The 15384-nt window shown below is 62.9% G+C and carries 17 protein-coding genes; 8 read left to right on the top strand and 9 right to left on the bottom strand.

The features are described from left to right. Positions 1-36: 36 nt before the first annotated feature. From AC04SH_RS14990 to AC04SH_RS14975, 4 genes are all read right to left on the bottom strand, one after another. Positions 37-744 carry an LssY C-terminal domain-containing protein gene (locus AC04SH_RS14990; protein ID WP_488575603.1) on the bottom strand — a complete coding sequence of 236 codons (708 nt, stop codon included), beginning with the start codon at positions 742-744 and terminating at the stop codon, positions 37-39. Between the two features lie 64 nt (positions 745-808). Continuing rightward, the gene (locus AC04SH_RS14985; RefSeq protein WP_477236819.1) at positions 809-1609 is read right to left on the bottom strand and encodes an extensin-like domain-containing protein; all 801 of its coding nucleotides are present in this window, start codon (positions 1607-1609) and stop codon (positions 809-811) included. A 105-nt stretch (positions 1610-1714) separates the two neighbouring features. Then, positions 1715-2302, bottom strand: a complete 588-nt coding sequence (locus tag AC04SH_RS14980) for an extensin-like domain-containing protein (RefSeq protein WP_488575602.1) — start codon at positions 2300-2302, stop codon at positions 1715-1717. A 663-nt stretch (positions 2303-2965) separates the two neighbouring features. After that, positions 2966-3391 carry a DUF3775 domain-containing protein gene (locus tag AC04SH_RS14975; RefSeq protein ID WP_112561002.1) on the bottom strand — a complete coding sequence of 142 codons (426 nt, stop codon included), beginning with the start codon at positions 3389-3391 and terminating at the stop codon, positions 2966-2968. A 219-nt stretch (positions 3392-3610) separates the two neighbouring features. On the opposite strand from AC04SH_RS14975, the gene AC04SH_RS14970 reads away from it, so the two are divergent. After that, the gene (locus AC04SH_RS14970) at positions 3611-4147 is read left to right on the top strand and encodes a tetratricopeptide repeat protein (RefSeq protein WP_477236825.1); all 537 of its coding nucleotides are present in this window, start codon (positions 3611-3613) and stop codon (positions 4145-4147) included. Between the two features lie 286 nt (positions 4148-4433). Then, positions 4434-4907 carry a transcription elongation factor GreA gene (gene greA / locus AC04SH_RS14965; RefSeq protein ID WP_181058741.1) on the top strand — a complete coding sequence of 158 codons (474 nt, stop codon included), beginning with the start codon at positions 4434-4436 and terminating at the stop codon, positions 4905-4907. 24 nt (positions 4908-4931) lie between these two features. Here the strand turns inward: greA and waaC are convergent, their stop codons facing one another. The 3 genes from waaC to rfaD are packed head-to-tail and all read right to left on the bottom strand — an operon-like array spanning position 4932 to position 7833. Further along, positions 4932-5906, bottom strand: coding sequence for a lipopolysaccharide heptosyltransferase I (gene waaC, locus AC04SH_RS14960; RefSeq protein ID WP_477236827.1), 975 nt, complete (start codon positions 5904-5906; stop codon positions 4932-4934). Continuing rightward, positions 5903-6910: a lipopolysaccharide heptosyltransferase II gene (waaF, locus tag AC04SH_RS14955; protein WP_477236829.1), complete on the bottom strand. Its 1008-nt coding sequence runs from the start codon at positions 6908-6910 to the stop codon at positions 5903-5905. The genes waaC and waaF overlap by 4 nt, the downstream gene beginning before the upstream one ends. Next, positions 6883-7833: an ADP-glyceromanno-heptose 6-epimerase gene (rfaD, locus tag AC04SH_RS14950; protein WP_488575601.1), complete on the bottom strand. Its 951-nt coding sequence runs from the start codon at positions 7831-7833 to the stop codon at positions 6883-6885. Before rfaD ends, waaF begins: the two co-directional genes overlap by 28 nt. A 133-nt stretch (positions 7834-7966) precedes the next feature. Here rfaD and AC04SH_RS14945 point away from each other — a divergent pair, with 133 nt between their 5' ends. From AC04SH_RS14945 to AC04SH_RS14930, 4 genes are all read left to right on the top strand, one after another. Further along, a complete protein-coding gene (locus AC04SH_RS14945) occupies positions 7967-8599 on the top strand; it encodes a LysE family translocator (protein ID WP_488575600.1) in 633 nt (210 codons plus the stop codon). 124 nt (positions 8600-8723) lie between these two features. Next, positions 8724-10217: a D-glycero-beta-D-manno-heptose-7-phosphate kinase gene (rfaE1, locus tag AC04SH_RS14940; protein ID WP_488575599.1), complete on the top strand. Its 1494-nt coding sequence runs from the start codon at positions 8724-8726 to the stop codon at positions 10215-10217. 8 nt (positions 10218-10225) lie between these two features. Continuing rightward, complete coding sequence (locus AC04SH_RS14935) at positions 10226-10798, top strand: D-sedoheptulose-7-phosphate isomerase (RefSeq protein WP_488575598.1); 573 nt, start codon at positions 10226-10228, stop codon at positions 10796-10798. Further along, complete coding sequence (locus tag AC04SH_RS14930) at positions 10791-11429, top strand: D-glycero-alpha-D-manno-heptose-1,7-bisphosphate 7-phosphatase (protein WP_488575597.1); 639 nt, start codon at positions 10791-10793, stop codon at positions 11427-11429. Before AC04SH_RS14935 ends, AC04SH_RS14930 begins: the two co-directional genes overlap by 8 nt. 69 nt (positions 11430-11498) lie before the next feature. Here AC04SH_RS14930 and AC04SH_RS14925 read toward each other — a convergent pair whose 3' ends face one another. Continuing rightward, positions 11499-11975 (bottom strand): Lrp/AsnC family transcriptional regulator, encoded by a 477-nt coding sequence (locus tag AC04SH_RS14925; RefSeq protein ID WP_436260995.1) that lies wholly within the window; start codon positions 11973-11975, stop codon positions 11499-11501. A gap of 256 nt (positions 11976-12231) precedes the next feature. Between AC04SH_RS14925 and trxB the strand changes: the two genes are divergently transcribed. Beyond that, positions 12232-13206, top strand: coding sequence for a thioredoxin-disulfide reductase (trxB, locus tag AC04SH_RS14920; RefSeq protein ID WP_192257874.1), 975 nt, complete (start codon positions 12232-12234; stop codon positions 13204-13206). A gap of 80 nt (positions 13207-13286) precedes the next feature. Then, the gene (locus AC04SH_RS14915; RefSeq protein WP_181058731.1) at positions 13287-14183 is read left to right on the top strand and encodes a LysR family transcriptional regulator; all 897 of its coding nucleotides are present in this window, start codon (positions 13287-13289) and stop codon (positions 14181-14183) included. Between the two features lie 19 nt (positions 14184-14202). On the opposite strand, the gene AC04SH_RS14910 is transcribed toward AC04SH_RS14915, so the two are convergent. Next, a complete protein-coding gene (locus AC04SH_RS14910) occupies positions 14203-14700 on the bottom strand; it encodes a methyltransferase family protein (RefSeq protein WP_477236842.1) in 498 nt (165 codons plus the stop codon). Positions 14701-15384 lie beyond the last annotated feature (684 nt).

The following is a 15384-nucleotide window of genomic DNA, read 5'->3' as shown; positions in this document are numbered from 1 at the left end:
AATAGTCCGCGTTGATTTTTGAAAAATGACAGTGGTTCAGGGAAGTTGCCTGAGCACGCCGACGATGGCCTTGCCGTCGGTGAAATAGGGATCGCCGCCGCCATTGCGTCCGGCTTTGGTGGCGCCGATGCCGGGGATATCGCTCACCGAGATCACCATGCCGGCCGCAGTCAGGTCGTGGATCACGAGATCGCGCTCAGCGTCGATGTCGGGGCCGATATGGTGGGTAATGGCGCCGGTGTCGTGGCTCAGCCCAACGCCACGATCGAAGCTGGCCGAGCCCAGCCAGAGCGGGCGGCCATCGTCGCCGGTCGCATCGGTGCGCCAGAAGCGGACATGATGACGCCGGTCGGCGCTGTCGCCGACCGGCTTTTCAAAGGCGAGGTCCTGGGCGCGGCCTTCGAACAGCAACCGGCTGACCGGGGCGTCGGGATAGGGACGATCGAACAGCACGCTTTCCCCGATTTCGATCGCGGTCTTCAGCGTCACGCCGTCGGCCGTGTCCCAGCCGGCCACGGCGAAGGCATGCACAAGCTCCTTTTCGCTGCCGACAAGGCCGACATTGATCGGGTCGCCAGGAATGCCTTGCGGCGTGTGCGTCACCATCTCGAAGGTCTGTTTGCGAAAGCCGCGATCCCTGAATGTCCAGAATTCAGGTGCGGCGACATAGGCGAGCGCCAGCCAGGCGGCCACGAAAGCCGCAAGCCAGATCGTTGCGCGTCGTCTGAGGCTTTTCTGTCCCACCTGTCGCCGCCTGCTTGCGAGGCGTCACCTTATGCGGCGTAACCGGGCTTTGGCAAAGAGCCGGCTACCTGCAGGCGCGGTAACCGCTCTTGCGGTTCTTGATGTCGAAATGGAAATGGTTGCGGTGGTCGTAATTGTAGCCGGGGCCGAGCACGGTGGTGAAATATTGGCAGCCGTCGGCGCGCACATTGTTGAGGAAGCCACGGGTGCGGAAGGCGAACAGGCCGGGCTTGCGCACGTCGATGTCGTCGCCATTGTTAAGCTCGATGCTCATGACGTCGAGCGCGTTGCCCTTGCCGTGCTCGGACAAAACACCTTCGCCAGCGATGTTGCGGCAGGAATAGCTCGAGCCCTGGTGGATGGTCTTGACGCCGGAGAAATAGCGCCAGCGGGCGGAGGGAACCAGTTCGTTCTTCGTCCAGGCGGCGAAGCTGGCGGCCATGTCGCAGGTCAATGTCGCCGCTGGTTTCATCTGGATGCCGCCAATGGCCGAAACCTTGACCGGATAGTCGATGCCGCACTGTCCCTCATGGATTGGCTGGATGTCGGTGTAGACGACGCCGAGGCGCCGCAATTCTCCACGGCAGTCGGTTTCGCTGGCCGGCATCTGCTCGGGCTCCGACATCGGCTCGTCCATGCGCGGATAGGCGGCGGTCATGTAGGGATTGGACGGGACAAGCTTCTGCATGCCTTCATACTGCGGCACGGCAGAAGTCTGGGCGCCGACATCGACGGCCGGCTGCAGCGACAGCACGCTGCCGGTGTTGCAGGCAGAAACGGCGGCCAGCGCAAGGCCGGCGGTCACCATCGCTGCGCGTTTCGATTGGCGCGCGACCATCGCGGCGGCGCGAAATATTCCGGCCATGGGCGGAATCCCTGTCCCTAGATGTCCGGCATTTTAACGATCAAGGGTAAAGGAAAACTCAGCGGCCGCATTCACGCCTGCGGCTGAAATGCGGCAGGCGGACGATCACTGGCAGAAGGTGCCGCCGTGCCGGCGCGGTTCGAGATCGAGATGGAAATGTAGGGCGTGATCAGAGTCCGCGCCCGGTCCGAGCACAGTCTTGAACGGCCCGCAGGCAGCCTTGCGCACCGCGTTGAGGAATTTTCCGTCCTTTTCGGGCGGCGTTGGACCGATTTCGATCTTCCTGCCGTCCGACAAGGTGAAGCTGGCGATGTCGAGGGCGTTGCCGAAGGCGTGTTCCGACAGTTTGCGCGTGCCATTGCGCGGCCGGCAGACAAAGGCCGATGCCTGGTTGATCGATTTCAGGTCGGCGCCGAATTCAGCCTTTGCCGCCGGCTGGACGACATTGGCGGCAAAGCGGGCGGCGACCTCGGCCATAGGGCAGTTGAGCTCGGTCGTCGGCCCGATGGCGATGGATTTTCCGAGCGACTTCAACACGATAGGATAGGGGATCGAGCAGCCGATTTCGGGATTGCTTTCCGCCTTGTGCTCCTCGAACTCGACGCCAAGCGCCGTCAGCCGCTCGCGACAGGCAACTTCCTCCGCCGGCATTTTTGCATCCGGCAGATCGGCCGAGCGGGGGTCGGGGAGCATCTTCTTGTCTGCATCCGCGGGTTTTTCGGGCGGCTGCGGGGCGACGACGGGCGGCTCAACCTCCGGCTTTGCGACGTCGGGCCTTTGTGTCGGAACCGGCACCCCGGCAGGCGGCTCAGACTCGCTTTCCGTATTGGTTGACGGCTGGGTGGCCGGCGACTCCGGGGCTGACGGCCCGGGCCGAGCCTGCTTTTTCTGACGGGACTTTTCTTCATTGAACCGATCGTCATTGGACCGGTTGGGCGCAGCACTGGCCTTTTGGCCCTCGGTCCTCTGCTCTTCGGTCTTTGCGGCGTCGGTCTTCTGCGCCTCCGCGGGCCGAGCCTCGGGCACCGGAACATCGCCAGGCGAGGGTTGCGGACCCGGCGTTTTTGGCCCTGCCTGGTTCGGCGCGACAAGCCGCTTGCTACGTGATTTCAGGCGATGCTTGCTGCGCGGCTTCGACGGCTGGTCGCCCGTCAGCAGTTGCTCAACCCAAGAAGGCTTTTGAGACCGTCTATGCTTCGCATCGGCAGGCGCAACAAGCAATCCGGCCACCACCATGGCCAGCGCCAACCCGCACATTCTGGAAAAGACAAGCGCCGCCATCGGTCCTAAACGGCGTGGGCTAGCGGAGGTTGCCCAGAAAGCGCATGCGCCCGATCACGATCGGTTACCCCGGCGTTACGCGCCGATCGCCTCCAGCCCTTCTTCCAGCCAGTCGGCCAGAAGCGGCATGCCGAGCAGATATTTTGCTGTGCGCTTGTTGGCGCGCTCGCGCGCGGCGGCCACCGCATCGGACCACTCCGCTGCGTCATAGTCGCCGCGGCCGACCCAAGCCAGCGCGATCAATTCGGCCGCCTCGTCGACATTGAGGTCGTTGATCAGTTCGCGCAGCTCTTCCTCGGTGAGGTTTTCAGAGCTCTCCTCTGCAAGCCCGTCATGGTGGTGATTGTCGTGCGTGTCGCCGTCGAACTCGACCTCATGCTCGGCGCCGTCGGTATAGTCTTCGTTGACGGCAGCGCTCAGACCCTTTGCTTTAAGAATGAACAGGCGCACGGTGTCCGGGCCGATCGATAGCTCCCATTCCCGTTCACGGCGCTGTTGCACTCTCTCGCACTCCGCTGGTCATTTCCCGGATGATAGCGGATTTGCAGCGCGCGTCACGTCCGTTCGGCGCCTGCTCCGCTCACCGCCGGCGGGATTCCGACTCGCGCGCCTGTCTTTTGAAGCGGTTTTGGCAAATAGTTTTCGCGGCGCGGCTTTTCCGGGATGAAATGGCGTCCGCCTGGCGTTAGCATTTCATCATTATCCCTCAAGGAGGCTTCGATGCGCAGACGTTTGCTGATTCAAGTTCTAGCTGTTGTCGCTCTGCCGCTGTTTGCGGCGCCAGCATTTACCGCCGGCGAGGGCGGCGGAGGCGGCGACGGCGGGAGCACGAAATGCAAGAAGGGCGAGGTCTGGGACAAGAAGCTCAAGAAATGCGTCGCGCCGAAGTACGGCATGCTCGACGACGACAACATCTATGAGGCCGGCCACGATCTGGCGATGGCCGGGCGCTATGATGAGGCGATCGCCGTGCTCAGCCTGGCCGCCAACAAGCAGGATCCGCGCATCCTCAACTATCTCGGCTATTCGCACCGCCATTCCGGCCGCGTCACGGTCGGGCTGGGCTATTACGAGGAAGCGCTGCGCATCAATCCCGATTACACGCTGGTGCGCGAATATCTCGGCGAGGCGCATCTGCAGATCGGCGACCTGGTCGGCGCCCAGGAGCAGCTGGCCGAGATCGAGAAACGCACCGGCAAAGGCTCGCGCGAATACGGCATGCTGGCCGAACAGATTTACCATTTCATGAGAAGCTGACCCCACCCCAATGGCTTCTCAAGCCGGCTGCGAGCAATCGCAGCCGGCTTTTTGTTGTCTTGGCCGCAACACAACGCGCATTCCGCGACGGCAACTGCACAATCGGCTCATGATTTTTCAAAAGCCCGCTTTTTCAGCGTGAAAAGCGCGCGAAGATCGCTATATTAGGGGAAATTGCGGTGAAACGGTTCCGTTAGCCCGAGGCTGCCGGACCCGTTTTCTTTTTGTACCCATCGACAAGGCTTTCCCCGAAACGCGGGGGTGGCGGCAGGAAAGGTTAGGCATCATGAACAAGGTCCCGATGACAGGCGAGGGGTTCGCGTCATTGAAGGAAGAACTGCGTTGGCGCCAGCAGGAAGAGCGGCCGCGCATCATCGAGGCGATCTCCGAAGCGCGCTCGCATGGCGACCTGTCCGAAAATGCCGAATATCATGCCGCCAAGGAGTCGCAGAGCCTCAATGAGGGCCGCGTCAACGAGCTCGAAGATTATATCGCGCGGGCCGAAGTGATCGATGTCACCAAGCTCAGCGGTGACAAGGTCAAGTTCGGCGCCACGGTGGTGCTGGTCGACGAGGACACCGAGGAAAAGAAGACCTACCAGATCGTTGGCGACCAGGAAGCGGACGTGAAATCGGGCCGCATCTCGATCTCGTCGCCGATCGCACGCGCGCTCATCGGCAAGGAAGTGGGCGACGCCATCGAGGTCAATGCGCCCGGCGGCGCACGGGGCTACGAGATCGTCCAGGTGCAGTTTATTTAGCACCTCAGATAATTCCGAAAGGTTCTAAGCCGGCGCTCGTGATTTGAGCGCCAGTTGCTTTTCAGCTTCCGCCACAACCTCAGCCGGCGTTAAGCGCTCCCCTGATGCGGCCAGCAGCGTTGAGGCATATTGCCCGCGCGGGCCGGTTAACCCCGGCTCCGTCGCCAGGAATACCGCGACCGTCGGCAGGCCGAAGGCGCTGGCGAGGTGGGTCAGGCCGGTGTCGGCGCCGATGACCAGTGTCGAACGGCCGAGGATCGCGGCGATATCGGATAGAGGCGATTTCGGAACCACGATTGTTGCCGGCACCGCTTGCGCGATCGCCTCGGCCACGGCCTTCTCGCGCTCGTTCGACCAGGTGGTGACCAGCGTCATCCCCCGCCCAACCAGCAGGCGAGCGGCTCCGATCCAGTCTTCGGCCGGCCATTTCTTGTCCTCGCGGCTGGTGCCGTGCAGCAGGAAAGCTGTTTTGCCGTCGATGTCGGCCAGGCCGCGAGGCGGCGGTACAATCCCTGATTCCAGCGCCGATAAATCCGGCTCGTAGCCAAGCGCCAGCCCGAACAATCGCCGCGTGCGTTCTATGGCGTGCATATCACGCGGCACGGCGTATTTGCGCTTGTAAAACAACGTTGCCGAGGGCTCCCGCGCGCTGGCGCGGTCGAAACCGGCAACCGGCGCGCCGGCCTGGATGGCGACAAAGGCCGACTTCAACAACCCTTGCGCATCGATGACCAGATCGTACTGGCTCGCGTGCAGTTCCCGGCGCAGGCCGGCCATCTCGCGCCATGTACCGCTGTCGAAAAGCTGCTTGCGCCAGCGCCGGACCGCCACTTTGTGGATGGTTGCGATCGCAGGATGCAGGGCGACGATGCCGGCAAAGGCCTCTTCAACGCACCAGTCGAAGGAAATATCGGGGCGGTTGTGGCGCGCATCCTCGACGGCGGGGAAGGTGTGGATGACGTCGCCCATCGATGACGTCTTGACGATCAGCACCTTCATGCGGCGGCCGGGACTTCCAGCAACCGGTCGGCCGCGGCCGCTACCTTGGCGACATCGAGCGTCTTCAGGCAGTTGAGATGGCCGAGCGGGCAGACCTTCTGGTGGCAGGGCGAGCAGGATAGATGCAGCCAGATCAGTTCGCGCTGCTCGGCAAGCGGCGGCGTGTTTTCCGGCGAGGTCGAACCGTAGACGGCAACGACCGGCGTTCCGACGGCGGCCGCGACATGCATCAGCCCGCTGTCGTTCGACACGGCCAGCCTGGCCGCCGCGATCAGGTCGATGGCGTCTTCCAGCCGCGTTTTGCCGGCGAGATCGACGACGCCGGGCGCCAGTGCCGCAATCTCGGCGGTGACGTCGCGATCGTTCTTCGAGCCGAACAGCGCCACCTTGAACCCCTTGGCCATCATCTCCCGGGCAAGGCCGGCATAGCTTTCGCTCGGCCAGCGTTTGGCCGGACCGAATTCGGCGCCGGGCATCATGGCCACGAATTTTCCCGGCTGCAGATCGAAGCGGATAAGAAGCTCTTTCTGATTGCCGGCATCGACGGTGAGCCGCGGTGGCCGAAAATGGCCGCCTTGGGCAAGACCGAAATAGGCCTGCGCGGTTCGCCGCTTGACGCTGTCGGGCAGCGGAACGATGTCGGTCAGCAGGCCATAGCGCATTTCGCGCAAATTGCCGAAGCGACGTGGAATACGGGCAAAGAACGGGATCAGCGCCGATTTCCAGCTCCCCGGCAGGACATACGCCATGTCGTAGCGGCCGCGCAGCAGGCGGCCGAAGCGGCGGCGAATGGTGAATTCGAGTGCGCCGGGCTTCAGAGGAAAGTCGATCTGCTGGCGCAGTTCAGGCATGCGCTTGACCAAAGGGGCTGCCCAGGCCGGGGCCAGCACGTCGATGGCGGCGTTGGGATGGAGTTCCTTCAGCGCCGAAAACAGGCACTGCGCCATGACCATGTCGCCCACCCAGCGTGGGCCGATCACGAGGATCGTTGGGCTTTCAGCCATTCGACATAGTCTCTGACGCCGGTTTCCACGCTGCGGAATTGCCCGTTATAGCCGGCTGCGCGCAAGCGGGACATATCAGCCTGGGTAAAACTCTGGTAGCTGCCCTTGAGATGGACGGGGAATTCTATGAACTCGATCTCGCCCTTGCCAAGCGTGTCGATGACGGTTTCGGCAATGGCGCGGAAAGGCTGGGCGCGGCCGGTGCCGCAATTGAAGATGCCGCTTGAGCCCCGCTTCCAAAGCCACAGATTGACGTCGGCGACGTCGCCGACATGGATGAAATCGCGGCTTTGCTCGCCTGGCCCGAACCCGTCATAGGCGCCGAACAGTTTCGGGTTTTCACCACGCCCGACCTGATTGAACAGATGAAAGGCGACGGACGCCATGGCGCCCTTGTGCGCCTCGCGCGGCCCATAGACGTTGAAGTAGCGCAGGCCAGCCACCGGCGAATGATCGGTATCGAAGACGGTGCGCCTGACATAGTCGTCGAACAGTTTCTTCGAATAGGCATAGACGTTAAGCGGCCGCTCGAGCGCTGGATCCTCGCGAAACTCGGAGCCGCCGCCATAGACGGAGGCCGAGGAGGCGTAGAGGAAGGGGACCCGCAGCGCCAAGCAGGCATGCAGCAGCCGCTTCGAATAGGCGTAGTTCACCTCCATCATGTACTTGCCGTTCCACTCGGTGGTGGTCGAGCAGGCGCCCTGATGGAACACAGCCTCGATGCGGCCGAGGTCGCCGGCTTCCAGGCGCGGCAGGAATTCGTCCTTGTCGAGATAGTCGGCGATCTTGAGATCGGCCAGGTTGGCAATCTTGTGGCCGTCGGTGAGGTCGTCGACGACCAGGATGTCGTCATGGCCCTCGGCATTGAGTGCGGCGACGATGTTGGAGCCGATCATGCCGGCGCCGCCCGTGACGATGATCATGAAGGCCTCTGGTTGCTTGCGATTCCGGCCCTTATAAGGGAGCCCAGCCGGGCTGTCGATGAAGCAGGCGGCTGCGCCACTGGGGGCTGCAAGGCTCCCGCCTCAGTCGAAGCTCGCATAGTGAGGGACAAAAATGCCGTCGACCGAACTGCTCATTGCGTTTTTCGTCACCACGGCGATCTTCGCCTATATCCCGGGTCCAGCCATGCTTTACGCGGCCGCGCAGACCATGGCGCGCGGGCGCTGGTCAGGGCTGACGGCGGCGCTCGGCATCCATCTTGGCGGCTATTTCCATGTCTTTGCCGCGGCCGCCGGCCTGTCGGTGCTGTTCCACGCCGTGCCGCCGCTCTACATGGCGGTCAAGCTGATCGGCGCGCTCTACCTGATCTGGCTCGGTGTCTCGCTGTTTCGCAAGCGCGGGGAGGGCGATGCGAAATTGCCGGCGATCGAGCGGAAATCGGCGCGACGGGCCTTTTTCGAGAGCATCACCGTCGAGGTGCTCAATCCGAAGACGGCGATCTTCTTCATGGCGTTCCTGCCGCAGTTCATCGACGCTTCGGCGGCGCTTCCGGTCTGGCTGCAGTTCGTCGTTTTGGGCACCATCGTCAATCTGATGTTTTCTTCTGCCGATATCGTCTGCGTGTTTTTGGCCGGTGCGGTCATCGGCCGGCTGCGGCGTTCGAGCCGTGCGCAGCGGATGATGCAGCGGGCCGGCGGGGCGGTGCTGGTTGGACTGGGCGTCCACGTCGCCCTGCAGAAGACCTGACGGCTGCCCTGACGTTGCGCTGCGTGGATTTGCGGTATATCGGCTTCGCCATGAACGATCCGGCCCGTAAATTGACAATTTTCAGCGTGATTGAGATCGGCCTTTCCCTCGCATTGCCAGTGACATGATCAAGCACAATCCGCCTTCGCCCGAACCTTTGCACCGCGCTATTGCCCGCTTTGGCGACGTCGCCGTGCTGGTGGTCGGCGACTTCATCCTCGACCGTTTCGTCAATGGCGTCATCGAGCGGATATCGCCGGAAGCGCCGATTCCGGTGCTGCACGGGCGCGGCGAGACCTCAACGATGGGCGGTGCCGGCAATGTCGTCGCCAATATCGTTTCGCTGGGCGCCAGGGCTATCCCCGTGTCGGTGATCGGCACCGACGTGGCCGGTGACAATGTGGTGCGCATGCTTGGCGAGCTTGGAGCCGACACGGCTGGCCTGGCACAGGCGCGCGGCCGCATGACATCGTCGAAGAGCCGCTTCAGCGCGCTCAACCAGCAGGTGCTGCGCTTCGACGAGGAAGAGATCAAGCCGCTCGACGCAGATGAGCGGGCCGGCCTGATCCGGCATTTCCGGGAAGCGCTCTCTCGCGCCGACATCGTCATCCTGTCCGATTACGGCAAGGGCATCCTGCTCGACGGTGTGGCGGCCGAACTGATCGCCATCTGCCGCGACGCCGGAAAGCCGGTGCTGGTCGACCCCAAGGGGCGCGACTATGCGCGCTATGCCGGCGCGACCGCCATCACCCCTAACCGCAAGGAGCTTGGTGTAGCGGTCGGTCATCCGGTTTTCGCCGATGACGAGATTGTGGCTGCGGCTCGCGAATTGATTACGGCGCACGGCTTCGACTTTGTCGTCGCCACGCGCAGCGAAAAGGGCATGAGCGTCGTCGGCGCAGATGAGGCGCGCCACATCGCCACCCAGGCGCGCGAAGTGTTCGACGTTTCGGGCGCCGGCGACACGGTGATCGCCAGCTTCGCGCTGGCCCTGGCCGCGGGCGCCGATCGCGTCATGGCCGCCTCCATCGCCAATGCCGCCGGCGGCGTGGTGGTGGGCAAACGCGGCACCGCACGTCTTACTGTCGAGGAACTCACCGGCGCGCTGTTCCGCTCGCACGGCCCGACCGCCCACAAGGACGCCATCCTCGATGCCGCGTCGGCCGCGCGCATGGTCGCGACGTGGAAGGATGAGGGCCTCAGCGTCGGCTTCACCAATGGCTGCTTCGACATCCTCCATGCCGGCCATGTCAGCCTGCTGCATGCGGCGCGCAGCCAGTGCGACCGGCTGGTGCTCGGCCTCAACAGCGATGCCTCGGTGCGCAGGCTGAAAGGGCCGGGCCGTCCCGTCAACGACCAGCATGACCGCGCCTGCGTGCTCGCCGCCTTGGCTTCCGTCGACGCTGTCGTCGTGTTCGAAGAAGACACGCCGCTGGCGCTGATCGAGGCGCTGCTGCCCGACATTCTGGTCAAGGGTGCCGACTACACCGTCGAAACCGTTGTCGGCGCCGATGTGGTGCAGAAGGCCGGCGGTCGCGTCGTGCTGGTCGATCTCGTCGCCGGCAAGAGCACCACCGGCACGATCGGCAAATTGCGCGCCGGTGGCGCCACCAACTGAGGGATTTCATGTCCGGACTGAACGATTATCTTGTCCGCTCGGCGGCCGCGATCAACGCGATGGTCGAGCGCGACCTGACCGGCGAGATCGAGCGGGCGGCAGTGGCTATCGTCACCGCGCTTTCGTCCGGTAAGGCTTTGCTGATCGCTGGCAATGGCGGTTCGGCCAGCGACGCCATCCACATTGCCGGCGAATTGGTCGGCCGCTTCCTTAGGGAGCGCAAGGCCTACAATGTCATCGCGCTGCCGGCCAATGCCGCCGTGCTGACTGCCTGGGGCAACGACTACGGCTTCGACACGGTGTTTTCGCGCCAGGTCGAGGCGCATGGCGCCGCCGGCGGCGTGCTTTTGGCGATCTCGACCAGCGGCAATTCGCCGAGCATTCTTGCCGCTGCCGAACAGGCGCGGATGATGGACATGACGGTGATCAGCCTGACCGGCGACACCGGCGGCAAGCTGAAGCCGCTCACCGACATCCTGCTCAACGTGCCCTCGACCTCGACGCCAATCATCCAGCAGGGGCATCTCTGCCTCTATCACTATCTCTGCGAAGTGGTCGAAGCGCGTCTCAGCGATGGCTGACGGCAAGCCGCCGTATCCGCTGGCTGAGCCCGGCCTGTGGGTCGAGCGGGTCGGTTCTCGGCTGTTTCCAGCCAATGCGCCGACATTGTTCCTCGACCGCGATGGCACCATCACTGTCGATACGGGTTATCCCGATGATCCCGCCAAAATGGTGCTGCGCGATGGCATCGTGCCGATAATCGCGGCAGCCAACCGGGGCAACATTCCGGTGGTGGTCGTCACCAACCAGTCCGGCATTGCACGCGGCTATTTCGGCTGGAAGGAATTTGCCGCCGTCAACGGCCGGGTTCTCGACCTGCTTGCCGACGGCAATGCTTTCGTCGACATGGTCCTGGCCTGTGCCTATCACGAGGCGGGCAGCGGGCCGCTGGCGGTCGCCGACCACCCGATGCGCAAGCCCAATCCGGGCATGCTGTTCGAGGCGCAGAAGCGTCTTGGCGTCGATCTCAAACGCTCGCTGATCGTCGGCGACAAGCCGGCTGATATGGAAGCCGGGCAGCGCGCCGGCCTGCCACGCGGCTGGCTGGTGGATGGCGTGGGAAGCAAGCAACCGGGATTTGAGGTTCTGCCGCTGCGCAACTGCAATGATCGGGACGGACTGCTGGCGGCGATCGAAGCGCTCTCGGCTTGATCTGCCAAATCGATTCAGGTTTCGGCCTTATCCAGTTGTTTTATAACGATTTTAAGGAAGTTTTTTGGCCTAGGTCGAAAACGCCACCAGCCCCTCATCCTTGACGCGGCGGATGGTGAGCGCGGTGCGCACCGTGTCGACATTGGGCGCCGAGGCCAGCTGTTCGATGACGAAGGTCTGGAAGGTGCCGAGGTCGCTCGCCACGCAATGCAGCAAAAAGTCGGATTCGCCCGATACCATCCAGGCATCGCGCACGATCGGCCAGCCGCGGGTGCGCTCGGCGAAGGTTTTGAGCTCCGCATCGGCCTGGTGATGCAGGCCGATCAGGCAGAAGGCAACAACGTCCATGCCAAGTGCCGGCGCGTTGAGCAAGGCACGATAGCCCCTGATGATGCCGGTTTCCTCCAGCCGCCGGACACGGCGCAGGCAGGGCGGGGCGGAAATGCCGACGCGGCTCGACAGTTCGACATTGGTCATGCGTCCGTCGCCCTGAAGCTCGCGCAAAATCTTCCAGTCGATGGCGTCGAGGTCGGCTTTCAGGGGCATGGTCGTCTCGGCTTAAGCGCAAGAATCTTTCGCGATCTTGTCATTAAACGACTTTTGTGGCGATGCCAGCCCTTGGTCAGGCGATTTTAGGGCGGTAACGAAAGCGGCGATTGCGCGAATATGTCTGTGGGCCGAAGCTTTCCGGGGACGACGGCCCGTTCGTCTTGCTGGCGTGGTTGGCAACCCTTACATTACCAGCGACATTTCACGTCTTTTTCCAAGGCACACTCGATTGTCTGCCCCGCAGAGGCTCTAGATGACCACCAAACATGCGCCTGTCCTTATCATCGGTTCCGGCCCGGCCGGCTATACCGCCGCGGTCTATGCCGCGCGTGCCATGCTGAAGCCGATGCTCGTCGCCGGCCTGCAGCAGGGCGGCCAGCTGATGATCACCACCGATGTCGAAAACTATCCGGGCTTCGCCGATCCGATCCAGGGTCCGTGGCTGATGGAACAGATGCTGAAGCAGGCCGAGCATGTCGGCACCGACATCATCAACGACATCATCACCGAGGTCGATCTCAACGTGCGGCCGTTCCGCGCCAAGGGCGATTCCGGCACCACCTACACGGCGGACGCGCTGATCATTGCCACCGGCGCGCAGGCCAAATGGCTGGGCATTCCGACCGAGCAGACCTTCATGGGGTTCGGCGTGTCGGCCTGCGCCACCTGCGACGGCTTTTTCTACCGCGGCAAGGATGTCGCGGTGATCGGCGGCGGCAATTCGGCGGTGGAGGAGGCGCTCTACCTCTCCAATCTGGCGAAGAGCGTGACGGTCATTCACCGGCGCAATGATTTCCGCGCCGAGCGCATCCTGCGTGAGCGGCTGCTGAAAAAGGACAATGTCCGCGTCATCTGGGACACGATCGTCGACGAGATCACCGGCCGGCCCGGCAAGACGCCGCTGCCACCTTCGGTCGAAGGGCTGAAGCTTAGGAATGCGGTGACGGGCGAGATCAGCCATCTCAAGGTCGACGGTGTGTTCGTGGCGATCGGCCATGCGCCGGCGGTGGAGTTGTTTGTCGGCAAGCTGAAGCAGAAGCCGAACGGCTATCTGTGGACGGCGCCCAATTCGACCCGCACCGACGTGCCCGGCGTGTTTGCCGCCGGCGACGTGACCGACGACATCTACCGTCAGGCGGTGACCGCCGCCGGGCTCGGCTGCATGGCCGCGCTCGAGGCGGAGAAGTACCTGGCCGGCATCGAGGTGCTCCGCGAAGCGGCGGAATAAAATCTATCAAGACGGCAGAGCAAGCCGTTCAAAAGCCTGATTTTTCATTCAGACGCCAAAAACAGAACGAGGGGAACTCAATGGCGTTGGACTGGGACAAGCTTCGCGTGTTTCACGCTGCGGCGGAGGCTGGGTCGTTCACCCATGCCGCCGAGACATTGCATCTGTCGCAATCGGCGATTTCACGCCAGGTCAGCGCGCTCGAACATGATGTCGGGGTGCCGCTGTTCAACCGCCATGCGCGCGGCCTGGTGCTGACCGAGCAGGGCGAGATGCTGTTCCGCACGGCGCATGACGTGCTGATGAAGCTGGAGACCATCAAGTCGCGGCTGACCGAAGCCAAGGACCGGCCGTCCGGCGTGCTTCGGGTGACGACCACTGTCGGGCTTGGCGCCGGCTGGCTGACCGAGCGGGTGCAGGAATTCATCGAACTCTATCCCGAAATCAGCCTACAGCTGATCCTGGCCAATGAAGAGCTCGACCTCACCATGCGCCAGGCCGATTGCGCGATCCGGTTGCGCCAGCCGCAGCAGCCCGATCTGATCCAGCGCCGCCTGTTCACCGTGCATTTCCACCTCTATGCCTCGCCGGCCTATGTCGGCAAACACGGCAAGCCGACCTCGGTTGCGGATCTGAAGAACCATCGCATCGTCACCTTCGGCGTGCCGGTGCCGTCGCATCTGTCGGAACTGAACTGGCTGGAAACGATCGGCGATTTCGAAGGCGGGCAGAGGGTGCCGACGCTGCAGATCAACGACATCCTGTCGATCAAGCGCGCCGTGCAGGGCGGCGCGGGCATCGCCATGCTGCCCGACTATGTGATCTCCAAGGAGTCGGATCTGGTGCAGTTGCTGCCGGAGACCGAGGTGCCGTCCTTCGACACTTATTTCGCCTATCCCGACGCGATGAAGAACCAGGCCAAGCTGCACGTGTTCCGCGATTTCATCATCGCGAAAGCGCGTAGCTGGTCGTTTTGATCCTCACGATGCTCTGTAGCTATTTCCGCCACGGCGTCAGCCGCGGCAGCCAGCCGGGGACGTTGCGGCGGTAGGTCTCGTATTCGGCGCCATACCGGCGGGCCAGCGTCGGCTCTTCGTAGAGCTTCACGAAGGAGCCCATGACGATCGCGCCGATGACGGCATAGGCGATGACGGTCCAGCTTGAAAACAGCAGCGCCTGGCCGAGGATAATCGACAGCACCGCGACATACATCGGGTTGCGGACATGGCGGTAGACGCCGCCGATCACCAGCCTCTCGGTGGGCGCGACCGGCGCCGGTGTGCCGAGGCCTTCAAGCGCGAAGCGGGCAAAGGAATGAATGAGCAGGGCGATGGCCGCGACGATCAGAAGCCAGCCGAGCGGAACGAAACCGGGCACAGTCGATAGCGGCACATGGTAGTGATCCGTCAGCAGCCAGGGCACCACACCGGCGACGACGCAGGGCGCTGCGATGAAGAAGACCGCGCTGCCGGCGATCGCCTGAGGTGTCCGCATTTCAGGTCTCCCTTGCCGACGGCCTGATGTTCTGATTCCGACCGATGCCGAAAAAATAAACGCGCTCTGCCTGATTCCGTGTCATTTGGTCATTTTCGCGCTTTGGCGCAAAAATCGGTCCGGTTACGGTTCTGTGACAGCTATGGGCCGGTCGCGCAGGCCATTTGAAGTCTTTTCCTGGTCCTATCGTGCCCTAAAATGGGTTAGACCACAGCCTGCGCCTTTTTGCATGCGTGTGTTGCAAAATAGATGCTTGTTTCTTGGGCATGATGAGCACATATATAGATCATCTCCTGGGCGCGTTCTCCTCCCATTAGCGCCCTCGAGTGTTCCCCTCTGGAGGTTAGCCTTAACAGGCACTTCCAATCAAACTCAGCCGGATCTTCATTGATCCGGCTTTTTTGTTTTCAGGCCTGCCGCAACCGGTGAAAAACCGACCGGAATTGCCGCGTAACAGTGACATGTAACCTCAGGTAACATATCGCAGGCGCGATTCATCGTTTAAGCAGATCATAGGACGCGGTGTGGTTCGTCCGAGAGATGGGGGCATCACTCGGAAGATCCGGGCTCAGGCGGCTACCGCGTCCGAACCTATTCGTCTGCCAGTGCCGTCGGGCGCGGCGGATACATGCGGCGGACCTGCCGTTTTCCTTCCAAGAAGACGGTCCGCAATAAGAGCGGCGT

Source organism: Mesorhizobium sp. CNPSo 4688, from assembly GCF_057784295.1.
Note: the sequence above shows the minus strand (reverse complement) of the source record. Positions and strands in the feature narration are given on the sequence as shown.